Source organism: Enterobacter cloacae complex sp. HYC080_NIDB (assembly GCF_056673325.1).
Genome location: NZ_CP114212.1, coordinates 2,071,674 through 2,095,544, shown reverse-complemented (window position 1 = coordinate 2,095,544; position 23,871 = coordinate 2,071,674). Strand labels below are relative to the sequence as shown.

The window sequence follows — 23,871 nt, the reverse complement described above, 5'->3', positions numbered from 1 at the left end:
AAATGATATGTCAGAACACGGTGAACCGGAAGATGGCTGTCAACAAATATTGACAGCCAGCACGATAAGTGAACAAAACCTCACGGAGCAGGTTTTTTATTGAGCGTCTCTTTAAGCTGGCCGATCAGTTCGCGCCGAAAATCCCCCAGCCGTGGCTTATCGCCATCGATCCACGGCAGCGGTCGGCACACTTCCATCGCCTTGATACCCAGACGCGCCGTCAGTAAGCCCGCGCCAATACCCTGCGCAGCGCGAGCCGAAAGACGCGCAGCCAGATCCTGCGACATCCAGTCCATGCCCACTTCACGCACCAGTTCGCTCGCACCAGCAAAGGCGATATTGAGTAACACCAGCTTGAACAGTCTGAGTCGACTGTAGTAACCCAGCTCGATACCGTAGAGATGAGCGATACGGTTAATCAAACGCAGGTTACGCCAGGCGATAAACGCCATATCCACCAGCGCCAGCGGGCTGACGGCAATCATCAGCGTGGACTCTGCCGCAGAACGGCTAATCTCGCGTCGCGCCTGGGCATCCAGTACCGGCTGAACCATATGGGAATAGAGCGTTACCACTTCCCGGTCATTCTGCGTTTCATGGATGGCGGCATACCAGCGCTGAAGCGCCGGATGCGACTGATCGATACCGGCCTGGCTGGCCAGTTTCTCACAAAACGCGCGGCCTTTGCCGGTTCCGTGGCTGTGGAGGAGATCCCGCGCTTCATCACGCTCATGCGCGCGCTGTCGCAGACGCCAGAGACGTCGCCACTCCGTCGCAACAGACCCCACGCCCGCGCCAACTATCAGCGCACCTGCCGCACATCCGCCCAGTGCGACCCAGTCCTGCGTTTGCCAGGCGTTCATCGCCCACTGGACGCCCTGCCCGACCACGCTGACGCCGAACAGTGCCAGACCGGCGGTGACCATTCTGCGCCACACACTGCGTTTTGGACGCAAAGCGGCCTCCACGACCGCCTCCGCTGGCCCCTCCTCAACCGCGGGATCGTCCGGCAGTGCCGGGGCAAAGTTCTCTGCCTGCGTACCGCTGAACGTCTGCGCCGTTTTAAACGCTTCGCGATCCGCCTGCTCAAGCGTTCCGGTAAAATCTATGCGTGGTTTTAACGGTTCCGTCATCGCAATTTATCTCCAATCAAAAACTCCAGCGCCGCATCCAGACGGATGTGTGGTAACGGCCGATCGACGCTCATGGCCTGAGGGCGGAAGGCTTCAAACTGGAAACCCTGGCTCTGCCAGAAGGCCTGGCCCGGCAGCCTGGCAGGCACTTCGCCCGGATAGACCGTAAGCGGCTCACCGTCGCTGAGGCGATTCCCGCGCAATGCCGGTATTTTCTCGCCGTTGAGATCAATCAGCCCGCTCTGCGTCGCCTGGACGGAGGCCAGCCCAAGACAATCCATGCTAATCCCTTCAAACGCGGCATTTTGCCACGCATCCTGCACCAGCTGCTGCAGCAGAGAAACCATGTTGGCATGCTGATCGACCGTCACGTGATCGGCTTTCGTGGCTGCGAACAGCAGCTTATCGATCACCGGCGAGAAAAGACGACGGAATAGCGTCCGCTGCCCGTAGTGAAAACTCTGCATCAGCTGGGTCAGCGCGAGGCGCATATCGTTAAATGCCTGCGGCCCGCTGTTAAGCGGCTGCAGGCAATCTACCAGCACAATCTGGCGGTCGAAACGCAAGAAGTGGTTTTTATAAAATCCTTTGACCACTTTTTCGCAGTAGTAATTGTACCGCTCGCGCAGCATCCCGGCGTTCGTGTGTTTACCGGCCTGGGCCAGCTTCGATTCACCGGCGCCGTCCACATCTGGCCAGGGGAAGAACTGCAGCGCGGGCGCTCCGGCTAAGTCCCCCGGCAAGACAAAACGCCCCGGCTGGATGAAGTGCAGCCCTTCCTGTTTGCACTGATGAAGATAGTCCGTCCAGGCCTCGGCAATCGCCGCCAGACGGTTTTCATCCGCTGGTGCCAGCGGATCCAGACCTTCACACAGCGCTCGCCATTTCGTTGACCACGCAGCGCGTTGTCCCTGCAGCAACCCTGTCATCTGACGGGACCAGCTAAGGTAGTCCTGCGCCAGCATCGGCAAATCGAGCAGCCATTCGCCCGGGTAATCGACGATTTCCAGATACAGGGTGGAGGTATCCTTGAAGTGGCGCATCAGGGATTCATTTGAGCGGAAACGCAGCGCAAGGCGAATTTCACTCACGCCTCGCGTCGGCGTCGGCCACGCGGGCGGATCCCCGTAGAGCTGTGCCAACCCTTCGTCATAGGTAAAACGAGGAATACCAAAATCGCGCTGAGGGACGCGCTTAACGCCCAGCAGACGCTCTTCTCTTACGGCGCTGAGCAACGGCAGGCGCGCTCCGGCGTGCAGGTTCAGGAGCTGGTTTACCATCGCCGTTATGAATGCCGTCTTGCCGCTGCGGCTTAGCCCGGTGACGGCCAGGCGCAGATGTCGGTCAACGCCACGGTTCACCAGTGAATTGAGTTCGTTCTTAAGTCGCTTCATCGCCATCCTTCATTGCCCGGAAGCCTGGAATGCATGGCTTCAGAATACAATAAATGGGGGCAGATCGTTGATTATCAATTCTTATTTATTGCTATTGCCGTTTTCTCTCCAGTAAGATGAGCGGCATTGCTGTCAGTCCGGAGTGAGTAAGGTGTATGTCACCCACCATCTATGATATCGCACGGGTTGCGGGCGTATCGAAATCAACCGTATCCCGCGTTCTGAATAAACAAACGAATATATCCCCCGAAGCACGTGACAAAGTGCTGAAAGCGATAGACGAATTAAATTATCAGCCCAACAAACTGGCCCGCGCACTGACCTCTTCTGGCTTCGATGCCATTATGGTTATTTCGACCCGCTCGACCAAAACCACAGCCGGTAACCCTTTTTTCTCTGATGTTCTTCATGCGATTACAACAAAAGCGGAAGAAGAAGGTTTTGACGTTATTTTGCAAACATCCAAAAGCAGCGAAGACGATCTGCTGAAATGTGTGAGCAAAATAAAGCAGAAGATGATCAAAGGCGTCATCATGCTGAGTTCACCGGCAAATGAATCGTTTTTCAGCACGCTGGATGCGTATGGCGTACCCGTCGTCGTCATTGGCAAAGTGGAAGGTGATTATCAGAATATCTATTCCGTCGATACGGATAATTTTAATGACAGCGCCACGCTGACGGATAACTTCATTAAAAATGGGCGACGGAAAATTGCCTGTCTGCATGCACCGCTTGATTACCACGTTTCAATTGATCGTCTGGCGGGCTATAAAGCCAGTCTGGCAAAACATAATATTGCTATTCATTCCGACTGGATCATGGATGGTGGTTATACCCACGAGAGTGCTCTCGCTGCGGCGATTACATTATTATCCTCGCCAGTTCCTCCTGATGCGGTATTCGCCACCGACAGCATGAAGTTGCTAAGCCTCTATCGTGCTGCGGATGAGTTAAATCTGATGATCCCTGAGCAGGTCGTGATAGCCGGATACAGTGACCCGATGCTCTCTCTCATTCTCACGCCAGCGCCAGGCGGGTTTGACATCCCCACTCGCAAGCTGGGTGAAGAGAGTTGCAATCTGCTCTTCAGGCGCATTGGTGGTCAACCTGCCCCGCAAAAAGTGCTTGTCGACACCCACTTTGTGTTAGCGGCTTCTCTGCGCTAATACCAGGGGCGGATCGCCCCTGGTAAGTGATGTATCAGAACGCGTAATTCACACCTACGCCCGCATAGTGGAAGCGGTCGCTCTCGCCCTCATCGTGGTTTTCCCATTCGTAAGCATATTCCAGCGTCATGGATAAACCGTTGTTGAAGTCATAGGCATACAGCATACCCAGGCGGTTGAAATCATGCCCTTCGCGCGTCGGATCGTCCTGCCAGTCCCAGTTTGACCAGCGGTCAAGACCCAGGCGGGTGTAAGGCGTTAAGGTTGTCTGGCCCAACGAAACAGGCAGATAGGCGCGAATTTCCTGCGTGGAAAACTCGCCGTTATTACGTGAGCTGTCCATATTGAAACCGCGCTCTAAATAGTAACTTACTTTGGCGGAGACGGTTTCATTGATAGTCCAGGTAAAGCCCGTTTCGGTCTCAACACGGCTGTCAGCATAACCGGTTTTTTCCAGATCGTTAGCAAACTGATACATAGCAAGCCAGCCACTAAAGCGCCAGTCATCGGTTAATTTAATATCCCAGTCTGGCTGTACTTTGTAGCGCTGCATATTTGCGCTGCCGTCTTTGGCACCGTGCTCATCTTTAAAGTGATAACCATAATTACGGAATCCTCCGGTCAGACCAAAAGTAAAATCATCTGTTCCAATAAAGCGATAGCGTAATTCAAATTCCGGACGGTCAAAATAGGTTCCGCGCGTCATGCTGCTGTAATCAACGGGCCCTTCCTGATACATCGCCAGAGAAATTGTCCAGGCATCCCAGGTCGCATTAAACCACACGGAAGGTTCATATAATCCATCTTTATCGTCGCCCTGACCTTCGACGTTTTCAATTTCATACATGGCCCCGATATTAAATTCCCACTGTTTCGCAGTTTCTGCCGCTTGCGCACAGCTAACCCCTGCGCACAGAACGAGCGCAGCACTTTTTAGTAGAGTACTCATGAGATATTCCCTTTCTAATTAACCAACAAAAAAACCGGAAATTTGCATTTCCGGCAAACACCTTTCTTATCTAATAGCCGCTTCTGTATCAGCGTCGAAGAAATGGCACTTATTCATATCGAACTGGATGCCAATATTATCTCCGGCGACGTAGTCATTCGCTGCACCTGCACGGACAACCAGTTCATGCCCCCCTACGGTGGCATAAAGCATAAATTCAGCGCCGGTCAGTTCAGCCACGCTGACTTTCGCCGTGATGTCTTCTCCGCTGCTCTGCAGGGTAAGAATGTCTTCCGGACGGATACCGAAGACGACCGCTTTACGCTGGTAACCTTGCGCATTCAGTTCGGCCAGCTTGTCTTCAGGGATCTCCAGACGCAACGTTTCCGTGACGAAATAACGATCGTCGATAGCACCCCGAATGAAGTTCATCGCCGGTGAGCCAATAAACCCTGCGACAAACATATTTGCCGGCTCGTTGTACACCTGCTTCGGCGCCCCGACCTGCTGAATAATGCCGTCTTTTAAAATCACGATGCGGGTGGCCATCGTCATGGCTTCCGTCTGGTCGTGCGTAACATAAATCATGGTGGTATTAAGCTTCTGGTGCAGCTTGCTGATTTCAGCACGCATCTGTACGCGAAGCTTGGCATCAAGGTTGGACAGCGGTTCATCCATCAGGAAGACACCGGCTTCACGCACGATCGCCCGGCCTAACGCCACGCGCTGGCGCTGACCACCGGACAGTGCGCCTGGCTTACGCTTGAGATAATCACGTAACCCCAAAATCTGCGCCGCCCAGTTAACACGCTCCTCAATCACCGCAGGCGCTATTTTTTGCATTTTCAGGCCAAACGCCATGTTGTCGTAGACCGTCATATGCGGGTAAAGCGCGTAGTTCTGGAAGACCATCGCGATATCGCGAGATTTAGCGGGGACATCATTCATGCAGACCCCGTCAATGATCAGCTCACCGGCGCTGATCTCCTCCAGCCCGGCAATCATGCGCAGGGTCGTGGATTTACCACATCCCGATGGACCAACGAACACAATGAATTCTTTGTCTTCTATTTCGAGGTTGAAATCTTTAACCACATGGACCTGGTTATCGTAGATTTTCTGAATATGTTTTAGAGACAGTTGAGCCATAATTTATTCCTTATCAATACGCCGGGTTGCCCAGAATTCAGTCAGGCATGTCCAGGTCAGTTCCTGCGTTGAATGAAGTTGTAGTCCTGCATGGTTAAGGCCAGGCCCAATCCCTACCGACAACATCCCTGCGGCGTTGATTGCCTGAACGCCCGCAGCGGCATCTTCAATGCCGATAGCCTCTTCAGGACGTACATCCAGACCGGCACAGGCGGCGAGGAAGATCTCCGGGTCTGGCTTTGAGCGGTGAATGCGGGAAGCATCCGCGCAAAAATCGAATGCCTGATGAATGCCCAGCGCGTGCAAAATCCCCGGGGCATTGAGCGATACGGACGCGAGCCCAATTTTGACTTTCGCTGCACGGATCTCCGCCAGCACGTCTCGAATCCCCGGAAGCAGCGAATCCTGCGTCAGCGATGCCAGCGACTGGACATAACGCGCGTTTTTTTTCGTCGCAAGCGCAAGGCACTGCTCATCGCTAAACATCCCCTCTTTTCCGCCATGCTTCAGAATGCGCAGAAGAGAATCCATACGGCTTATTCCCTTCAGCTGTTCGTTAAAGACTTCGTCGAAGGTGATGCCAATTTCCTCCGCCACGGCTCGCCAGGCCAGAAAGTGGAGGTGTGCGGTATCGGTGATCACACCGTCCAGATCGAATACAACAGCCTTAAGCGCCATGGTGCCCCTCCGTGGTAGCGGTCCCATCTTCAGATGCAAGAAAGTCCTTACGGGTGATAACTTTTCGCGCCGACACATGTAGCGTTTTGCCCCACAGCGTTAGCTTGGCAGGTGCGGTCGTTTCAATGGTTAACACCTCGTTTTCATAGGTGAAATGCAGGTTTGCGTTGCGCCACCGCAGTGGGAATGCCAGTTTCTGCCAGTGAGCAGGCAGTTTCGGCGCAAGATGCAGTTCCCCTTCGATAATTTGTAGGCCAGCAAACCCCTGAACCGCGCCAGACCAGATCGCACCGGTGGCGGCAGCATGTATCCCTTCATCACTGCTGTGCGGATCGTCACCCAAATCAATGCCGATGCCATCACGCCAGAAGGCATAGGCCCCCTGCGTGTCACCGCATCGCGCGAGAACAATCCCGTGAATGGCTTTGCTAAATGACGAATCATGGATCGTGCGTGGCTCATAAAACGCCAGATTGGCGGCACACTGCTGCGGCGTAAACCGTTCCGGCAGCAGGTAGTTAAGCATCACCACATCGGCCTGTTTCAGGATCTGCATCTCGTTCACTTCCGCACGGGAATAATCGAGCAGAATCGTCTGCTTACCCGCTTTGGCTTTATAGCGGTTCAGATCAATGGCAGGTTTTGACATGAAGGAGTCATCCTGCGGGATCACACCCTCTGCATCGGCCTCTGGCAGCCATAAGCGCGCCAGGAACTGCGTGGCATTCTCCGTAAAACGCGCATCTTCACGCCCAAACATCGCCATAAACTGACGGGCACAGGCAACGTTGTGCCAGGCCAGATAGTTGGTGTAGGCATTGTTATTCACATGCTCGGTGTATTCATCCGGCCCTATTACGTCATGGATTTCGAGACGACCATTGATTTCCGTTGCGCGTCCCATCCAGAACGAGGCGGTTTCCATCAGCAGCGTCAGACCCTCATTACGCATAAAGGCATCATCATGTGTCGCCTGCCAGTAAGCGACGACTGCCCAGGCGATATCTGCCACGATGTGATGCTCAGCAAGCGCGGAGGCCACCTTCTGGCGTATCCCGGTACGGATGTTGATAGCGGCAAACTCTGGCGTTTCTTCCTCCCCACTCGCCGCGCTTTCCCATGGGAACAACGCGCCGGGCCAGCCGTTACGACGGGCTTTCTCCCGGGCGCCAGCAAGATTAAGCCAGCGATAACGCAGCAGGCTGCGGGCAATCTGCGGGCGAGTAAAGAGATGGAAAGGCAGCAAGAATATTTCGGTATCCCAGAATACGTGGCCTTTATACCCCTCTCCCGTCAGCCCTTTCGCGGCGATACTGCTTCGCTCGTCATGGGCAGGCGTCATCGTGGTCAGGTGCCAGACCGCATAATCCAGCGCCATCTGATCCTGAGGTTCCGCAGACGTCACTTCCACACGAGCGTCACGCCAGACGGCTTTCCAGGCATACGCTGAACTTTCCAGCAAGGCGTCGTAGCCTCTTGCTGCGCAGACTTTGAGATCGGCCAGCGCGTTGCGAGCGAAAGACTCCTGCGACAGCGCTTTATCACTGCGATGGGTTACCCAGACAATTTTTTCAAGCGTGACAGTGTCACCCTGCGCAATCGTCAGGGAATGGTGCACGTTGAGACGACGATTTTTGGCGGTGAAACAGCTGTCGCTCTTCGTTGAGAGCTGACAAAACGCCGAAACGACGACGTCTGACGCCCGGTCCTGCGTTTCATACACGCCCTGCATGTAGTGCTGGTCAAAGACTCTGACCGAGATTTCATCCAGATGCTGTCTGCCGCTGTTCGTTTGCGTTGCATCAATACCGGTTTTCAGCACGGCCTGCGAAGCAGCATCAAGCGGTGTGATCGAAAGCTGTATGGCCACCAGAGGCAACTGGTCCAGCGACACAAAACGACGGCTTTCCAGCCGGTAACGGTTTCCGTCGGGCGAACGCCAGACAACGCGACGATGCAGCTCGCCGTTGGCAAAGGCCAGCTCGCGCTGCCACTCCAGAATCTCCCCTGCAAGGAGCGTGAAATTGACGCCATCCAGCTCAACATCAATGCCCGTGATATCGGGCAGATTGACGAGCTCGGTGGTTTCGTTGCGTCCCGCACGATGATACAGACCCGCAAGGTACATGCCTCTGGTTTGCAGGGTGTAATCTTCTTCATGCGCAGCGCGAATGCCCATGTAGCCATTGCCGCAGGCCATAACAGAGGCGTATTTATTCAGGCTGTGAGGACAAAAGCCCGGATCAGTTAAGACAGACACGTTCAGCATAATGTCACGCGTTCCCCTGTTTCTGCTGATTCATAAAGCGCGGCGACAAGCTGCTGAATAACCAGGCCCTGTTCTGCATCCGCGATCATGACGGGCTCTCCCTGCACATGGCGTACGAAGGCATCCATACTGCGTAAATGTCGCTGGTCATCAGCCTCTTCACGCTGCGCGAGGGTGACTAACGCCCCGGCTTCGTCGTTATAGATGTGCGCCGGGAACAGCGTTGCTCCCGCTTTTTCGCCGCAGAAAGCGACATTCATGATGGACTGCTCGCGGATGTTAAGCGCAAAGGAGGTGTCCAGACGCAGAATGCCGCCGTTACAGAATTCAATCGTGCCAAACAGGGCATCCTCAACGGTGTATTGCGTAGGATCCCACTCGCCAAACTGGCCGGTGCTTTTGCGGTTTCCCAGCCTCTGAAAGCTGTGCGCGGTCACACGCTTTACCGCAGGGAAACCCAGGACATACATGGCGGCATCAAGCATATGAATGCCGATATCAATCAGCGGTCCACCACCCTGTAATGATTTATTGGTAAACACGCCCCACCCCGGCACACCGCACCGCCGCACCGCCTGCGCCGATGTGAAGTAAACTTCACCGAGCGTGCCATTCATTACCGCCTCTCGCAGTTGCTGGGTATCCAGGGCAAAGCGGTGGTGAAAATCATAGGCCAGCACTTTGCCTGCTTTACGCGCCGCGATGCGCATCTGGTCGGCCTGTTGCGGCGTCATCGCCGGAGGTTTTTCACACATCACATGACACCCCGCTTCGAGGGCCGCCATGACATGTTCAAAATGGAACCGGTTAGGCGAACAGACGCTCACCACGTCCGGCTTCACCGTTTGCAACATCTCGTGAGCGTCCTGCCATGCCGATGGAATAGCATAACGTTCCGCGAACGCCTGTGCCTGCTCAAGGCGGCTGTCCATGACAGCCACCATGTGAACATCACTGCGCGTGGCGTAATACGAGGCATGCACTTTGTCCGCGACCTGCCCGGCGCCAATAATGGCGACGCGCAGAGGCGAAGGTGTAGTAGCACTCATCACGCTCGTCATCCTTAGCATTCACGCAAATAAGTGAGTGAGTCCTGATAAGCCTGAGCCGGATTGTCGGCGCGAACGCGGCACTCATACACCACATAACCCTGGTAGTTATCGGCACGCAGCTGATCGAACAGGCTGGCGAAATCGAGGCTGCCGCTGCCCGGTTGATAGCGGTGGTTATCAGCAATATGCACATGCCCCAGCAGATCGCGGTTCTGATGCAGCGCATCCGTCAGCGAGTCTTCTTCAATGTTCATATGATAGAAATCACCGATGATCTGCACGTGCTTGAGATCGTTCTCTTCGATATAACGACGCGCGTCTGCCAGGGTATTGATCATATGATCCTGGTAGCGGTTCAGCGGTTCCAGGTAGACGGTCGTACCGGTGCGTGCAGCAACTTCATCCAGCCAGCGCAGCGACGCGCTTACCGCTTTGCGGTCACCGTCCTGGCTGCGTGGGGAGGTCATTGGCGGCAAACGGAAGGTAAACATTCCCCAGGCCGCAGGCACGATAATGCCCTTTCCACCCACTTCCGCCAGGGCTTGCAGAATGCGTTCGATCTGCTGCAGCCCGTTGAGACGACGCTCTTCGATAAAGTCACCGATCCAGCCATCGTATCCGCCACATGCCGTCGTCACCGGCAGACCCGTGGCTTTGATAGCCGCTTTCACTTCGTCGAGGTTTTCAACCAGCAGTTTGCCGTCAATTTCGTAGCCATCAAAACCCATCGCTTTGATGTACTCGAATTTTTCCATGATGTTGGCTGGGAAAAAGGCCTGGTTTTGCGTTGCGATTTTCATGATTTGCTGTCCTTAGCTTAAAAAGTGACGCCCATTTTGATACTGAGTTCCGGATGCTGATCGACATACTTCATGTAGCTTTCCGGGCTGGTGGTGAAGGTCACGACCGGGTCAATCAGATCGTCACAGTTGAGATAACCGTTCATCAGCAATTCCCAGCAGGTCTCCTCGATACGCTTGCGGCTCCAGCGCGGGTAGTCCGGGTTGGGTTCGCTGCAGGCGCGGGAGAAAACAATCTTCGCGTTATTGAAGTGTGCTTCGCGGCCGAGGTTGAAACCCGCGGCAAATGGTTTAGCGAACGCAACGTAGGAGATGGTGCCGCCGTAGGCAAGTCCACGCAGCGCAGACTGCAGTGCATCCGCAAAACCGCTGGTCTCGATGATCACGTCCGCGCCCTGCTTGCCGGTCAGCTTTTTAATTTCCAGACCCACATCGGTACCGATTGGGTTCAGACAGTGATCTGCGCCATGACGGCGAGCGATCTCACAGCGGTGCTCGATAGGATCGACACCGATGACCACTGACGCACCGGCTTTTTTTGCCAGCTGAATGGCAATCTGTCCGATGGCGCCCAGACCGACCACCACCACAAAGTCGCCTACACGGACATTGGCATCACGCACGCCGCTCATGGCGAACTGCGCCGGATCGTAGCAAACAGCGTTTTTCCAGGATGCGCCCTGCGGCATTTTGCGCAGCTTGTAGTTGTTAACCGCATTGACAATGACCGTCTCCTGCAGTGGACCATAGCAACAGACGCTGTCGCCTGGCTGGTATTCCGTTACGTCAGCACCACATTCAATAATGTCGCCGACGATCATGTTCCCCAGCTGGAATTTACCGAATTCGATACCGCGCGCAGCGCCCTCTTCACGCGGCGTAAACATCTGCCACTCCGCGTTGAACTCTTCATCAATAAACGGGCTTGCCGCACGGAAATCCACAACTTCGGTACCGTGTTTTGGTGCACCAAAACGGGCACGAATTTTCACTTCATGTGCTTCCACAGCACGATCTTCATATTCCACGAGCGCCGCCACGCGAGGCGCTGTCGCAACTAACTTTTTCATAACTTGCTCCTGATAAAAAATTGGCCGCCTCAGCCCTTAACGCCACCGGCGGTCAAACCACTTTTAATAAAACGTTCAGAAAGTGCGTACATGATGACCACCGGAAGCGCCGTCACCAGCGATGCCGCCATCATGCGACCCCAGATATAATCTGGTGTGCTAAAGAGCGTGTTCAGACCGACCGGCAGCGTAAAGTTGCTGGCGCTGGACAGGAAAATGGAGGCAAACAGATAGTCGTTCCATGCCACCATGAAGCAGTAAACAAACACCGACACGAGTCCGGAAATCGCCAGCGGCACGGTAATGCGGAAGATGATTTGCAGGCGGTTCAGGCCATCCATCATCGCGGCCTCTTCTATTTCGTCCGGGATGGTGTCGAAATAGCTGCGCAGCATGAATACCGCCGTAGGCAATGTCTGGGTCACCATGGTGATGATCAGCGCCAGCTCCGTGTCATAAATGCCGAGCGCGGTGATGATCTTGAATAGCGGCACCACCAGCAAAATCCCGGAGAACATATAGACGGTGTAGAAGCTCGCATTGATCGTCGTGCGTCCTTTAAAGCGCAGTTTGGACAAGGCGTAAGCCCCCAGCGTGCCAAGGAACACCGCAATCACCGACGAGGTCAGCGATACCACCATGCTGTTGCGGAAGTAATCCACAAACGGGAAAATCAGCGGGTTAAAGATGTCGACATAATGCTGAAGCGTCCACGCCTGCGGCAAAATGGTCGGGTGCAGCGATATAGCCTCTTTCGCACTCTTAAACGACGTCATCAGCATCACGAAGAACGGGAACAGCGTGATGATCAGAAATACCGCCAGCCCCAGATAAAAACCAATACGGCTAAGTACGCGTTTATTTGTTGCCATTGAGGTTTACCCTTTTTCTGGTCAGCAGAATCACAGCGAAGATGATCACAAACAGCACCACAGAAATCGCTGCTGCTTTACCCAAGTCATTGAATGCGAATGCGGTTTTATAGAGATAGACGCCTAAAATATCGACCTTCGTGGTCAGCAGGTAGACATCCGCAAACATGTAGAACATCCAGATGGTTCGCAGCGTCACCACCGTAGCCAGCACTGGCATGATGGCGGGCAACGTCACGATACGAAAACGCTGCCAGGCGTTAGCCCCGTCCATCTCTGCGGCTTCGTACAACGATTTGTCTATGGTCTGCAAAATCGCCAGGAATGAAATGAAGGCGTACGGGAAGTAGCGCCAGATGGCGAACAGCACGACCAACACAAAGCTACTGCCGGGGTTGTCGAACCACAGCGGTGCCTGGTCATAAAGGTGCAGCAGATCAACGCCCAGGTAGTTCACAATGCCGTAGCCGTTGTTGAACATATATTTCCAGGCAAACACCAGGGAAATAGACGGCGTCACGTAGGATAAAATCACCAGTGAACGTGCCGTTTTGCGCATCCGAAATTCGCGATTAAAGAAGATCGCCACGGCCAGCCCCAGCCCGGTGCTGCCCATCACCACCAGCGCCGTGTACCAGAACGTCATCCACAGCGAGTGCCAGAATGCCGCATCACTGAGGATGCGAATATAATTGTCCAGCCCAACAAACACAGCGCTAATACGCGGGTTAAGCGGCAGTCGTAAGAAACTGATTTCAATATTGGAAATCATTGGCCAGGCCACCAGGCCCCCCAGCAAAATCAGGCTGGGGGCCAACAGCAGCATGGCGAAAGGCATATCTGATCGACCAGAAAACAACGTCTTCATAATTTCCTTCCGCAAAGCGCTCCTATCGTTGTGAAATCAGGTCAGTCAGTCGCTTCTGGCTATTGCTGAGCGTGGCGCTGAGATCTTGTTTACCCACCGTGACGTTATGCACCATGGAACTAATAATGCCGGACCCGGTGACATCGCCCATGCGGGTAAAGTTCTTGTCGCCCACAGCGCCAAACACCTGCACATTTGGGAACTGAGCAATCAGCTCATAAGGCAGTTGCCCAAACGCTTTAATGACCTCGTTGTTTTTCCAGGTATCCGTACCTACCACCAGCTTGTTCACCGGTAGCGCCGCACCAGGTGACATCATGACCCAGTCGGTTGCGTTTTGAGCCTGCTCCATCCACGTCACAAACTTTTCAGCCGCCTGCGTTTCACCTTCAGATTGCCCCGTGGTGATCGTCAGCGATGTGATCATGCCGTAGACTGCAGAGGTCTTTTCGGTAGGGACTACGAAGCCAAGATTGGCAGGGTTTCCATCATGGAATACCGCAGGCAGGATGTAGGTGGAATAAACCGCCATTGGTGCGGAACCGTTCATGAAGGCATCTTTGATCTCCATGACGTCGTTCGAGCCCGGCATGGTGGTCGCGGCCAGCGCTTTATAAAAAGAGAGCGCTTTCGCCATCTCAGGGGTATCGATTTCGACGCTCCCGTTGGCATCAAAAACGTTCGCGCCGCCGGAAAGTGCAAACTGAGAGAATGCCTGCTCGGTCATGACGCTTTCCGCGGTAGGCAACGCAATGCCGTAATGTTTTTTGGCCGGGTCGTTAAGTTTCTCACTGGCCTTCAGCAGTTGTTCCCAGTTGTGAGGCTCCTCAATACCCGCAGCAGCCAGCACATCTTTGTGATACCAGACGCCGGACAGCCAGGCACTCATTGGCACGCCCGTCCAGGCGGTACCGTCTTCGGTACGGACTACGCGCAGGATCCCGTCATAGAATGTGTTTTCGCCTACCGCTTTAATGGCTTCGCCAATCGCCTTGCGATCCAGCAGCTGTTCCTTATCCATGACTTTTGCGTAATCATGGCTGACTTCAATCACCTCAGGCAGCGCCCCGGTTCTCGCGAGCGTAATCACCTTGGTGTTGTAGGCGTCTTCTTCCACCGGCACCTGTTTCACCGTGATGCCAGGGTTCTCTTTTTCAAATTTCTCGATCAGTTTCGTAATAACCGCCTGACGCTCCTGCTCTACTGAAGAGTGCATAAACTCAATGGTCACAGCAGACGTTTTATCATCCTTACAGCCTGATAACAGGGCGCACGAAACCAGTGCTGATAACAGCACAATTTTGGGCATTTTCATTTAAGGGTCCTTTTTTAGTTTTCTTTAATCCACATAACCTGCCATGGATTGAGGGTCAGTTCCGTACCGTCAATAGCCTGTCCTGATAGCAATTCCACACCGGAAAGTACTTTCTCGTAAACGGTATGAACGTTATGACTAAAATTAAATAGCGCGGTAATTCTTTCACCATTATCAGCCACGCGAACAATTTTAAGAATCTGTTCATCAAGTGATTCAAACATTGCCTGAGCATCAGGATGAAATGCGCGTTCCCCACGACGAATAGCAATAAACTCGCTTAAACGGGAATAGATTTTATGGCGAATGCTTTGTTTATTATTGAGCTCAAGGTCAACCTGACCGGCGGTGTATTTCTTGCGGTTTATCGCGCGGTTATAGCCGAGGCGTTCAACGCCTTCATAATCGTTACGCGAGCCAAGAATGCTTTGAATATATACGGCAGGTACACCCGGGAAACTCAGCAGTACAGCATGCGCCAGAATAAACCGCGCAATACGTTCATCATCCGGGCTGTCTTGCGAGCTTAATGCGTCCAGATAGGTCACATTGATTTCGTAAGGACTGCGCGTTCCGTCAGGATTATTTTTCCAGTTAACCAGCGCCCCTTCCTGCTGAAGTTTTTCAACCAGTGACAGTATTTCTGACTCCGGAAGAATGCCGCGTAACGGGTTCAGGCCGATACCGTCATGAGACGACAGGAAGTTGAACCAGGTCGTTTTTGTTGAAGGCAGCGCCAGCGACCCCGCCCACTGGCAAAGCGCTTTTACATCCTGACGATGAACAGCATGCAGCACCAGCGGTGGCAAGGAGAACTGATAGACCATCTGGGCTTCATTTTCACCATCACCGAAGTACGAGATATTGTCTTTATGCGGGACGTTTGTCTCGGTAATGATCACCGTGCCGGGTGCCACAGCGTCGGTAATCGCACGGAAAAGCTGGATAAGGCAGTGTGTCTGCTCAAGATGGATGCAGCTGGTTCCTGGTATCTTCCACATAAACCCAACGGCGTCGAGGCGAATGTAACGCGCCCCTTCCGCCAGGTAATGGAGCAGTACGTCAACCATCGCAATCAGTACCTGAGGCGAGGCGAAGTTGAGATCGATCTGGTCATCACTGAACGTGGTCCAAAGATGACGCACGCTTCCATCATGCAGCTTAAATGGCGTCAGCAGCGGTAATGCACGAGGCCGCGTCACGGCAGATAAATCAATTTCAGGATCGACAGAAATAAAGAAATCGTCAAAGCCCGGCTTCTGCGCAAGATAATTAGCAAACCATTCACTTTTTGCTGACATATGGTTGCACACGAAGTCAAACATTAAGCTGGCAGACTGTTTTAATTCAGCAACATCCTGCCAGCTTCCGGTTTCAGGCGCGACGCTGTGGTAATCAATAACGGAAAATCCGTCATCAGAGGACCACGGATAAAAAGGTAAAAGATGGACATGGGAAAACGTGCGGGCAAGCCATTCATTATAAAAGCGGGTAAACACCGGCAACGCTTTCTCCCCTTTCGCGGAGAACTGATCGGCGTAAGTAATCAGGACAACATCTTTTTCATCCCAGCCTGATTTGCGCTTTTCTGTAATATCAATAGCGGCTTGCTCAAGCTTTGATAATAACACGTCTAAATGTGCGTCAGAAAATGATTCACCGTAGATATGATTGATAAGTTTTTTAATTTTTGCGTTCACTTTATTTTCCATGGTAGCGGTCCCACGAAGGGCAATCTACTCCCATGAAAAATATCTGTCAACGAAGCGGGAGGCTGAAAAACGCAATTCCAAAGCGGCTCTGCTCAGTATTGTGAGCTGCCGCAAAGAAAGCACATTAAAGGGAGGGAAATGTTTGAGACGGCGCCAGCCCTTATCTGGGAAAGTAGGGGCTGACGCGCGTGTGAATTAGCGAGATAAGTAACGGCGCGATAGCCGTTTTGCCACTTTTTGCAGCATTGGTTCGAGCGCTACGGCCAGCAACATTCTGACCGGCTTACGGGCAACAGATTTGATCGCCCAACCCGCCACACCTGCCGGGCCGTAACGTAATGCCGTCATCAGAACCAGCTTACCTGCGATTTTCAGGCCGGGTTTTACCTTATGACCGGCCTGTTGCCAGTTTTGCTTCATATAAATTCTCTCTTAAAGCTGACGAAAACGACTTCTCAGCGTAAAGGTATCCGACGTGACATAACGTTCCATTTCACGTAACCGCTTCTCCCCTGCGGCCAGTTGCTCGTCAACCGCGTTCAGAAGATCGTTACTGGTTGGCGCACTTTCTGCGGCCAGTTCTCCGTCGGGCATGGGATCAAGGACAAACGACAGTACGATGTATGCCACGAACGTGATAAACGCCAGACCGAAGAAAATAGACAGTACCGTCACTACACGAACCAGTTTTACTGGAACGTCAAGATAGTGTGCCAGCCCGGCACAAACGCCACGCACCATCCCCTGCTGTGGGATTCGCCACAACTTTTTGTTCAGATTCAGTCCGGTCATTAACGATCCCTCCAGTTTGGATGTTCTGCATCCAGGATCGCTTCCAGCGCCTGAATGCGGTCACGCATCTTATTCGCCTGTTCGGTAAGCTGCGCAAGACGTTGCTGTTCACTCTGGGAAAGATCGCCTTGTGAAGAACGGTTGCTGTAGTGCAGCCATAGCCAAATCGGCAAAACAAACAGCACGAAAATCGTCAGGGGAATGGCCAGAAAAAGCGCGCTCATGTGTACTCCTTGTCTTAGGATGCATAGCGGCACGCTCAGGTGCCGCAACAGTATTATTGGTTATCTTGCTTCATTTTGGCTTTCAATGCCGCCAGCTGCTCGCTGATTTCATCGTCCGCTTTCAGGTCGGCAAACTGTTGATCCAGTGACTTTTGCTTCCCGATGCTGTGGCTTTCTGCTTCCGCTTCCATCTGATCGATGCGACGCTCGAAGGACTCAAATCGCGCCATGGCCTCATCCAGTTTGCCGCTGTCCAGCTGACGGCGTACGTCGCGGGAAGAGCTGGCCGCCTGATGACGCAGCGACAGCGCCTGCTGACGTGCGCGGGTTTCGCTCAGTTTATTTTCGAGCTCACCAATCTCTTTTTTCATGCGGGTGAGCGTGTCATCCACCAGCGTCACTTCATGCTCAAGCGTCGCGACCATGTCCGTCAGCTTCTGTTTTTCAATCAGCGCCGCACGAGCCAGATCTTCTTTATCTTTACGCAGGGCGAGTTCCGCTTTTTCCTGCCATTCATTGAGCTGGGCGGTAGCCTGCTCAATCCGGCGCGTTAACTGTTTTTTCTCAGCAAGCGCGCGAGCAGAGGTAGAACGCACTTCAACCAGCGTGTCTTCCATCTCCTGAATCATCAGACGCACCAGCTTTTGCGGGTCTTCCGCCTTTTCCAGCAGTGAGTTGATGTTGGCGTTCACGATGTCGGCAAAACGAGAAAAAATACCCATAATAAAAATCCTCTTATTTCTGTGGTCGGGCAATGCCCTGCTGTTGAGATAATACAATTCCCGTGCCAGTTTTTTATCCTATTGATTTTGCTTGATGTGTTTGATTTATACGCAATGAAGAACTATGCTGACCTGGTGAATATCGCTAAGGAGTGGTTAATTTCATCATGGCTGGATACAAAGACAATTTACTCGGGGAAGCAAACAGCTTTCTGGAGGTGCTGGAACAGGTGTCCCGCCTTGCACCGCTCAACAAGCCGGTGCTGATTATCGGCGAGCGCGGCACGGGTAAGGAACTGATTGCCAACCGCCTGCACTATTTATCCGGACGCTGGGACGGCCCCTTTATCTCGTTAAACTGCGCGGCGCTAAATGAAAACCTGCTCGATACAGAGCTTTTCGGCCACGAAGCAGGCGCCTTTACCGGCGCCCAGAAGCGCCATCCGGGACGGTTTGAGCGCGCCGACGGCGGTACGCTGTTTCTTGATGAACTCGCCACCGCGCCCATGCTGGTGCAGGAAAAACTGCTGCGCGTCATTGAGTATGGCGAACTGGAGCGCGTCGGCGGTAGCCAGCCGCTGCAGGTTAACGTGCGTCTGGTGTGCGCCACCAACGCCAATCTGCCGGAGAGGGTCGCGGAGGAGAAATTCAGAGCCGATCTGCTCGACCGCCTGGCCTTTGACGTTGTTCAGCTTCCCCCCCTGCGCGAGCGAAGAAGTGACATTATGCTGCTCGCAGACCAGTTTGCGATTCAGATGTGCCGCGAGCTCGGCCTGCCTCTGTTCCCCGGCTTCAGCGATTATGCAAAGGAGACGCTACTGGCCTATCACTGGCCGGGAAATATTCGCGAACTGAAAAACGTCGTGGAGCGCTCTGTCTACCGCCACGGCAGCAGCGAGGCGGAACTGGATAACATCATTATCGATCCTTTTCAGCGTCATGCGCCGCCGGTCACCGCCCCCTCATCGTCTGACCACGCCCCCGCCCTCCCTCTTGATTTACGTCAGTTCCAGCACGACCAGGAACAACAATTGCTGGAGCAAAGCCTGAAGACGGCGAAATATAACCAGAAACGGGCGGCTGAACTCCTGGGTCTGACCTACCATCAGTTACGGGCATTGCTCAAAAAGCATCAAATGCGCTGACAATATCGGCACTTACCCGCAGACATTTTTACGAAGCAGGCGTAAGTGCGATACACTTTGCAGATCGAACCTAAAAACCTTAAAAATTATGCGTCTGGTTTTATCGTCCTTTTTTGCACTCGGTCTGTTCAGCAGCATGGCTTTTGCCGCGCCGGGGCAGACTTCGCAGCCTGACATCCGTGACAGTGGCTTCGTCTATTGCGTGAGCGGCCAGGTGGATACCTTCAACCCGCAAAAAGCGGGCAGCGGCCTGATTGTCGATACGCTTGCCGCGCAATTGTATGACCGTCTGCTTGATGTCGACCCGTACACCTACCGTCTGGTCCCTGAGCTTGCGGAAAGCTGGGAAGTGCTGGACAACGGTGCAACCTACCGCTTCCACCTGCGCAATGATGTCGCGTTTCAGCGCACGCCGTGGTTTACCCCCACGCGCAAGCTGAATGCGGACGATGTGGTCTTTACCTTCCAGCGGATCTTTAACCGCAATCACCCGTGGCATAACGTCAACGGGGATCATTTCCCTTACTTCGACAGTTTGCAGTTTGCCGACACGGTTAAGAGCGTGCGTAAGCTGGATAACCGAACGGTTGAATTTACGCTAACGCGCCCGGATGCCTCCTTCCTCTGGCATCTGGCGACCCACTATGCGTCCGTCATGTCAGCTGAATATGCGTCGCAGCTTGCGAAAAAAGATCGCCAGGAGTTGCTCGATCGCCAGCCGGTGGGCACCGGTCCGTTCCAGCTGGCGGAATACCGTGCGGGGCAATATATCCGCCTGCAGCGTCATGAACATTTCTGGCGCGGCACGCCGCTGATGCCGCAGGTGGTGGTTGACCTCGGCTCCGGCGGAACGGGACGTCTCTCAAAACTGCTCACCGGGGAATGTGACGTGCTCGCCTGGCCTGCCGCCAGCCAGCTCACTATTTTGCGTGACGATCCGCGTCTGCGTCTGACGCTACGCCCGGGAATGAACATCGCTTATCTGGCCTTTAACACGGACAAGCCACCGTTGAACAACCCTGCCGTCCGTCATGCCCTGGCGCTGGCGATTAACAACCAGCGTCTGATGCAGTCGATCTACTACGGCACGGCGGAAACCGCGGCCTCTATTTTACCGCGCGCCTCGTGGGCCTACGACGGTGAAGCTAAAATTACGGAATACAATCCGGCAAAAGCACGCGAACAACTGAAAGCGCTGGGCGCGGAAAACCTCACCCTCCAGCTTTGGGTGCCGACCAGTTCCCAGGCGTGGAACCCGAGCCCGCTGAAAACGGCCGAACTGTTGCAGGCAGATATGGCACAGGTGGGCGTCAAGGTGATCATCGTGCCGGTTGAAGGCCGTTTCCAGGAGGCGCGCCTGATGGACATGAATCACGATCTTACCCTGACCGGCTGGGCTACCGACAGTAACGACCCGGACAGTTTTTTCCGGCCGCTGCTGAGCTGTGCGGCGATCAACTCGCAGACCAACTACGCTCACTGGTGTAACCGGGAGTTTGACGCCGTGCTGCAAAAAGCGCTCTCTTCCCAACAGCTGGCCGCACGCATCGATGCTTATGATGAAGCGCAGAAAATCCTCGCCGAGGAGTTGCCCGTGCTGCCGCTGGCCTCTTCCCTGCGTCTCCAGGCCTATCGCTATGATATTAAAGGTCTGGTGCTGAGTCCGTTCGGCAATGCCTCGTTCGCGGGCGTCTCACGCGAAAAAGAACAAGAGGTGAAAAAACCATGATTATTTTTACCTTGCGCCGACTCCTGCTGCTGCTGGTGACGCTCTTTCTGCTGACCTTTGTCGGTTTCAGCCTGAGCTATTTTACGCCGCACGCCCCGCTTCAGGGCTCATCGTTGTGGGATGCTTGGCTGTTTTGGTTTAACGGTCTGCTGCACTGGGATTTCGGGGTGTCCAGCATCAACGGGCAGCTTATCTCCGACCAGTTGAAAGAGGTTTTTCCGGCCACGATGGAGCTATGCATTCTGGCCTTCGGTTTTGCCCTGATGGTGGGGATCCCCGTGGGTATGCTGGCCGGGATCTATCGCAACAAATGGCAGGATAAGTTCATCAGCGCCCTCGCCCTGTTAGGCTTCTCCATCCCGGTATTCTGGCTGGCGCTGCTGTTAACGCTCTTCTTCTCGCTGACAATGGGCTGGCTACCGGTCTCGGGGCGTTTCGACCTGCTCTACACGGTGAAAACGGTGACGGGTTTTGCCATTATTGACGCCTGGCTGTCCGATTCAGTGTGGCGTCATGAGATGATCGTCAGCGCCGTGCGCCATATGGTGTTGCCGGTACTGACGCTGGCCGTCGCCCCGACCACGGAAGTAATTCGCCTGATGCGCCTGAGCACCATCGAGGTGTTTGACCAGAACTATGTCAAAGCCGCCGCCACGCGGGGTTTGTCACGCCTGACCATCCTGCGCCGCAACGTTCTCCATAACGCGCTACCGCCGGTGATTCCGCGTCTGGGGCTGCAGTTCTCCACCATGCTCACTCTGGCGATGATCACCGAGATGGTCTTTAGCTGGCCAGGGCTGGGACGATGGATGATCAACGCTATTCGCCAGCAGGACTACGCCGCTATTTCAGCGGGTGTGATGGTGATTGGTTCGCTGGTGATTATTGTTAACGTGTTGTCCGATATTTTGGGTGCGATGGCTAACCCGTTGAAGCATAAGGAATGGTATGCCTTACGATAACGTATACAGTGAAAAGCGCACACCCGGTGCGCTGCGTACCGTGTGGCGTAAGTTCTATGGTGACACCACGGCGATGATCGGCCTTTATGGCTGCGCCGGGCTGGTATTACTCTGCCTCTTTGGCTCGTGGTTTGCCCCGTATGGCATTGACCAGCAGTTCCTCGGCTATCAGCTTCTGCCGCCTTCCTGGTCACGCTACGGCGAAGTCTCTTTCTTCCTCGGCACCGACGACCTCGGACGTGACGTATTGAGCCGCCTGTTAAGCGGCGCTGCTCCGACGGTGGGTGGTGCATTTGTGGTCACGCTTGCGGCGACAGTCTGTGGACTGGCGCTCGGTATTTTTGCGGGATCCACGCATGGCCTGCGTTCGGCGGTACTGAACCACATTCTGGACACCCTGCTGTCGATTCCGTCTCTGCTGCTGGCGATCATTGTGGTTGCTTTTGCCGGACCGCATCTGTCGCATGCGATGTTTGCCGTCTGGCTGGCAATCCTGCCCCGCATCGTGCGCTCGGTTTACAGCATGGTGCATGACGAGCTGGAAAAAGAGTATGTCGTCGCCGCCCGTCTGGACGGCGCGACCACCTTCAACATCCTGTGGTTTGCCGTTCTGCCGAATATCGCCGCCGGGCTGGTCACCGAGATCACCCGTGCGCTGTCGATGGCGATTCTCGATATTGCTGCGCTCGGCTTCCTCGACCTTGGCGCCCAGTTGCCGTCACCTGAATGGGGCGCAATGCTCGGTGACGCGCTGGAGTTAATCTACGTGGCGCCGTGGACAGTCATGCTGCCGGGGGCGGCGATTATGGTGAGCGTGTTGCTGATCAACCTGCTGGGCGACGGTATTCGCCGTGCAATTAACGCGGGGGTGCAATAATGCCACTTCTTGATATCCGCAACCTCACCATCGAATTCAAAACCGGTGAAGGCTGGGTTAAGGCCGTCGATCGCATCAGTATCACGCTTGCTGAGGGTGAAATTCGCGGGCTGGTGGGTGAATCTGGCTCAGGGAAAAGCCTGATCGCCAAAGCTATCTGCGGCGTGGCGAAAGACAACTGGCGCGTGACCGCCGACCGTATGCGCTTCGACGACATTGACCTGCTGCGCCTCTCCCCGCGCGAGCGGCGTAAGCTGGTTGGTCACAACGTCTCGATGATCTTCCAGGAGCCGCAATCCTGTCTCGATCCGTCCGAGCGCGTGGGTAAACAGCTCATGCAGAACATCCCCGGCTGGACCTATAAAGGCCGCTGGTGGCAGCGTTTCGGCTGGCGTAAACGTCGCGCCATCGAACTGTTGCACCGCGTCGGTATCAAAGATCATAAAGACGCGATGCGCAGCTTCCCGTATGAGCTTACCGACGGTGAATGTCAGAAGGTGATGATTGCTATCGCGCTGGCTAATCAGCCGCGCTTGTTGATTGCGGATGAACCCACCAACGCGATGGAGCCGACCACGCAGGCGCAAATTTTCCGCCTGCTGTCACGTCTGAACCAGAACAACAACACCACCATTTTGCTGATCAGCCATGACCTGCAGATGTTAAGCAAATGGGCGGACAAAATTGATGTGATGTACTGCGGGCAAACGGTCGAAACCGCCCCCAGCGAAGACCTGATCAACGCCCCGCATCATCCGTATACGCAGGCGCTTATCCGGGCTATTCCTGATTTTGGCAGCGCCATGCCGCACAAGAGCCGCCTGAATACCTTGCCAGGGGCGATTCCGCTGCTGGAATCCTTGCCGATAGGCTGCCGTCTTGGGCCTCGTTGCCCATATGCTCAGCGTAAATGTATTGAGACACCACGCCTGACCGGCGCCAAAAATCATCTTTACGCCTGTCATTTCCCGCTGAACATGGAGAGAGAGTGAA

At 54.3% G+C, this 23,871-nt stretch carries 23 protein-coding genes; 6 read left to right on the top strand and 17 right to left on the bottom strand.

The window, feature by feature from the left end; translation table 11 throughout:
* Window positions 1–80: 80 nt before the first annotated feature.
* Both O1723_RS09925 and O1723_RS09920 read right to left on the bottom strand, forming a co-directional pair.
* Complete coding sequence (locus tag O1723_RS09925; RefSeq protein WP_038421131.1) at window positions 81–1,133, bottom strand: YcjF family protein; 1,053 nt, start codon at window positions 1,131–1,133, stop codon at window positions 81–83.
* Window positions 1,130–2,527, bottom strand: coding sequence for a YcjX family GTP-binding protein (locus O1723_RS09920; protein WP_023337359.1), 1,398 nt, complete (start codon window positions 2,525–2,527; stop codon window positions 1,130–1,132). Before O1723_RS09920 ends, O1723_RS09925 begins: the two co-directional genes overlap by 4 nt.
* Window positions 2,528–2,682: 155 nt before the next feature.
* On the opposite strand from O1723_RS09920, the gene O1723_RS09915 reads away from it, so the two are divergent.
* Window positions 2,683–3,693 carry a LacI family DNA-binding transcriptional regulator gene (locus O1723_RS09915; protein WP_023337360.1) on the top strand — a complete coding sequence of 337 codons (1,011 nt, stop codon included), beginning with the start codon at window positions 2,683–2,685 and terminating at the stop codon, window positions 3,691–3,693.
* 34 nt (window positions 3,694–3,727) lie between these two features.
* On the opposite strand, the gene O1723_RS09910 is transcribed toward O1723_RS09915, so the two are convergent.
* The 15 genes from O1723_RS09910 to pspA form a co-directional block, all read right to left on the bottom strand.
* Window positions 3,728–4,642, bottom strand: a complete 915-nt coding sequence (locus O1723_RS09910; protein ID WP_023337361.1) for an OmpG family monomeric porin — start codon at window positions 4,640–4,642, stop codon at window positions 3,728–3,730.
* Window positions 4,643–4,708: 66 nt separating this feature from the next.
* Window positions 4,709–5,791: an ABC transporter ATP-binding protein gene (locus O1723_RS09905; protein WP_014884050.1), complete on the bottom strand. Its 1,083-nt coding sequence runs from the start codon at window positions 5,789–5,791 to the stop codon at window positions 4,709–4,711.
* A gap of 3 nt (window positions 5,792–5,794) precedes the next feature.
* Entirely contained in the window at window positions 5,795–6,469 is a 675-nt protein-coding gene (gene pgmB / locus O1723_RS09900) for a beta-phosphoglucomutase (RefSeq protein WP_014884051.1), read from the bottom strand.
* Window positions 6,459–8,738 (bottom strand): glycoside hydrolase family 65 protein, encoded by a 2,280-nt coding sequence (locus O1723_RS09895; protein ID WP_248191189.1) that lies wholly within the window; start codon window positions 8,736–8,738, stop codon window positions 6,459–6,461. Before O1723_RS09895 ends, pgmB begins: the two co-directional genes overlap by 11 nt.
* Entirely contained in the window at window positions 8,732–9,790 is a 1,059-nt protein-coding gene (gene ycjS, locus O1723_RS09890) for a D-glucoside 3-dehydrogenase (protein ID WP_088555725.1), read from the bottom strand. The genes O1723_RS09895 and ycjS overlap by 7 nt, the downstream gene beginning before the upstream one ends.
* A gap of 11 nt (window positions 9,791–9,801) precedes the next feature.
* Window positions 9,802–10,590, bottom strand: a complete 789-nt coding sequence (gene ycjR, locus O1723_RS09885; protein WP_023337364.1) for a 3-dehydro-D-guloside 4-epimerase — start codon at window positions 10,588–10,590, stop codon at window positions 9,802–9,804.
* Window positions 10,591–10,607: 17 nt separating this feature from the next.
* Entirely contained in the window at window positions 10,608–11,660 is a 1,053-nt protein-coding gene (ycjQ, locus tag O1723_RS09880) for a D-guloside 3-dehydrogenase (RefSeq protein WP_014884055.1), read from the bottom strand.
* Between the two features lie 29 nt (window positions 11,661–11,689).
* Window positions 11,690–12,532 carry a carbohydrate ABC transporter permease gene (locus tag O1723_RS09875; RefSeq protein WP_014884056.1) on the bottom strand — a complete coding sequence of 281 codons (843 nt, stop codon included), beginning with the start codon at window positions 12,530–12,532 and terminating at the stop codon, window positions 11,690–11,692.
* Window positions 12,519–13,400, bottom strand: coding sequence for a carbohydrate ABC transporter permease (locus O1723_RS09870; RefSeq protein ID WP_014884057.1), 882 nt, complete (start codon window positions 13,398–13,400; stop codon window positions 12,519–12,521). The genes O1723_RS09875 and O1723_RS09870 overlap by 14 nt, the downstream gene beginning before the upstream one ends.
* Window positions 13,401–13,422: 22 nt before the next feature.
* Complete coding sequence (locus tag O1723_RS09865; protein ID WP_023337365.1) at window positions 13,423–14,715, bottom strand: ABC transporter substrate-binding protein; 1,293 nt, start codon at window positions 14,713–14,715, stop codon at window positions 13,423–13,425.
* 14 nt (window positions 14,716–14,729) lie between these two features.
* A complete protein-coding gene (locus O1723_RS09860) occupies window positions 14,730–16,427 on the bottom strand; it encodes a sugar phosphorylase (protein WP_023337366.1) in 1,698 nt (565 codons plus the stop codon).
* A gap of 195 nt (window positions 16,428–16,622) precedes the next feature.
* A complete protein-coding gene (gene pspD / locus O1723_RS09855) occupies window positions 16,623–16,847 on the bottom strand; it encodes a phage shock protein PspD (protein WP_014884060.1) in 225 nt (74 codons plus the stop codon).
* A 12-nt stretch (window positions 16,848–16,859) separates the two neighbouring features.
* Window positions 16,860–17,219 carry an envelope stress response membrane protein PspC gene (gene pspC, locus O1723_RS09850; RefSeq protein WP_014884061.1) on the bottom strand — a complete coding sequence of 120 codons (360 nt, stop codon included), beginning with the start codon at window positions 17,217–17,219 and terminating at the stop codon, window positions 16,860–16,862.
* Entirely contained in the window at window positions 17,219–17,443 is a 225-nt protein-coding gene (gene pspB / locus O1723_RS09845) for an envelope stress response membrane protein PspB (protein ID WP_014884062.1), read from the bottom strand. Before pspB ends, pspC begins: the two co-directional genes overlap by 1 nt.
* 53 nt (window positions 17,444–17,496) lie before the next feature.
* Window positions 17,497–18,165 (bottom strand): phage shock protein PspA, encoded by a 669-nt coding sequence (gene pspA / locus O1723_RS09840; RefSeq protein ID WP_023337367.1) that lies wholly within the window; start codon window positions 18,163–18,165, stop codon window positions 17,497–17,499.
* 167 nt (window positions 18,166–18,332) lie between these two features.
* Between pspA and pspF the strand changes: the two genes are divergently transcribed.
* From pspF to sapD, 5 genes are all read left to right on the top strand, one after another.
* The gene (gene pspF / locus O1723_RS09835) at window positions 18,333–19,310 is read left to right on the top strand and encodes a phage shock protein operon transcriptional activator (protein ID WP_023330538.1); all 978 of its coding nucleotides are present in this window, start codon (window positions 18,333–18,335) and stop codon (window positions 19,308–19,310) included.
* 88 nt (window positions 19,311–19,398) lie between these two features.
* A complete protein-coding gene (sapA, locus tag O1723_RS09830; protein ID WP_023337368.1) occupies window positions 19,399–21,039 on the top strand; it encodes an ABC transporter substrate-binding protein SapA in 1,641 nt (546 codons plus the stop codon).
* Window positions 21,036–22,001: a putrescine export ABC transporter permease SapB gene (sapB, locus tag O1723_RS09825; RefSeq protein WP_023337369.1), complete on the top strand. Its 966-nt coding sequence runs from the start codon at window positions 21,036–21,038 to the stop codon at window positions 21,999–22,001. The genes sapA and sapB overlap by 4 nt, the downstream gene beginning before the upstream one ends.
* Window positions 21,988–22,878 carry a putrescine export ABC transporter permease SapC gene (gene sapC, locus O1723_RS09820; protein ID WP_014884067.1) on the top strand — a complete coding sequence of 297 codons (891 nt, stop codon included), beginning with the start codon at window positions 21,988–21,990 and terminating at the stop codon, window positions 22,876–22,878. Before sapB ends, sapC begins: the two co-directional genes overlap by 14 nt.
* On the top strand, window positions 22,878–23,870 hold the full coding sequence (gene sapD, locus O1723_RS09815; RefSeq protein WP_014884068.1) for a putrescine export ABC transporter ATP-binding protein SapD: 993 nt from the start codon (window positions 22,878–22,880) through the stop codon (window positions 23,868–23,870). The genes sapC and sapD overlap by 1 nt, the downstream gene beginning before the upstream one ends.
* Window position 23,871 lies beyond the last annotated feature (1 nt).

Bases quoted from the DNA above. Each gene is read 5' to 3' on its own strand.
- pspF (WP_023330538.1), top strand. From the start codon at position 18,333: ATGGCTGGATACAAAGACAATTTACTCGGGGAAGCAAACAGCTTTCTG.
- O1723_RS09895 (WP_248191189.1), bottom strand. From the start codon at position 8,738: ATGCTGAACGTGTCTGTCTTAACTGATCCGGGCTTTTGTCCTCACAGC.
- sapB (WP_023337369.1), top strand. From the start codon at position 21,036: ATGATTATTTTTACCTTGCGCCGACTCCTGCTGCTGCTGGTGACGCTC.
- O1723_RS09910 (WP_023337361.1), bottom strand. From the start codon at position 4,642: ATGAGTACTCTACTAAAAAGTGCTGCGCTCGTTCTGTGCGCAGGGGTT.
- O1723_RS09925 (WP_038421131.1), bottom strand. From the start codon at position 1,133: ATGACGGAACCGTTAAAACCACGCATAGATTTTACCGGAACGCTTGAG.
- pspC (WP_014884061.1), bottom strand. From the start codon at position 17,219: ATGACCGGACTGAATCTGAACAAAAAGTTGTGGCGAATCCCACAGCAG.
- ycjR (WP_023337364.1), bottom strand. From the start codon at position 10,590: ATGAAAATCGCAACGCAAAACCAGGCCTTTTTCCCAGCCAACATCATG.
- O1723_RS09915 (WP_023337360.1), top strand. From the start codon at position 2,683: ATGTCACCCACCATCTATGATATCGCACGGGTTGCGGGCGTATCGAAA.
- ycjQ (WP_014884055.1), bottom strand. From the start codon at position 11,660: ATGAAAAAGTTAGTTGCGACAGCGCCTCGCGTGGCGGCGCTCGTGGAA.
- sapD (WP_014884068.1), top strand. From the start codon at position 22,878: ATGCCACTTCTTGATATCCGCAACCTCACCATCGAATTCAAAACCGGT.
- O1723_RS09905 (WP_014884050.1), bottom strand. From the start codon at position 5,791: ATGGCTCAACTGTCTCTAAAACATATTCAGAAAATCTACGATAACCAG.
- O1723_RS09920 (WP_023337359.1), bottom strand. From the start codon at position 2,527: ATGAAGCGACTTAAGAACGAACTCAATTCACTGGTGAACCGTGGCGTT.
- pspA (WP_023337367.1), bottom strand. From the start codon at position 18,165: ATGGGTATTTTTTCTCGTTTTGCCGACATCGTGAACGCCAACATCAAC.
- O1723_RS09875 (WP_014884056.1), bottom strand. From the start codon at position 12,532: ATGGCAACAAATAAACGCGTACTTAGCCGTATTGGTTTTTATCTGGGG.
- O1723_RS09870 (WP_014884057.1), bottom strand. From the start codon at position 13,400: ATGAAGACGTTGTTTTCTGGTCGATCAGATATGCCTTTCGCCATGCTG.
- pspB (WP_014884062.1), bottom strand. From the start codon at position 17,443: ATGAGCGCGCTTTTTCTGGCCATTCCCCTGACGATTTTCGTGCTGTTT.
- O1723_RS09865 (WP_023337365.1), bottom strand. From the start codon at position 14,715: ATGAAAATGCCCAAAATTGTGCTGTTATCAGCACTGGTTTCGTGCGCC.
- pspD (WP_014884060.1), bottom strand. From the start codon at position 16,847: ATGAAGCAAAACTGGCAACAGGCCGGTCATAAGGTAAAACCCGGCCTG.
- sapA (WP_023337368.1), top strand. From the start codon at position 19,399: ATGCGTCTGGTTTTATCGTCCTTTTTTGCACTCGGTCTGTTCAGCAGC.
- pgmB (WP_014884051.1), bottom strand. From the start codon at position 6,469: ATGGCGCTTAAGGCTGTTGTATTCGATCTGGACGGTGTGATCACCGAT.
- O1723_RS09860 (WP_023337366.1), bottom strand. From the start codon at position 16,427: ATGGAAAATAAAGTGAACGCAAAAATTAAAAAACTTATCAATCATATC.
- sapC (WP_014884067.1), top strand. From the start codon at position 21,988: ATGCCTTACGATAACGTATACAGTGAAAAGCGCACACCCGGTGCGCTG.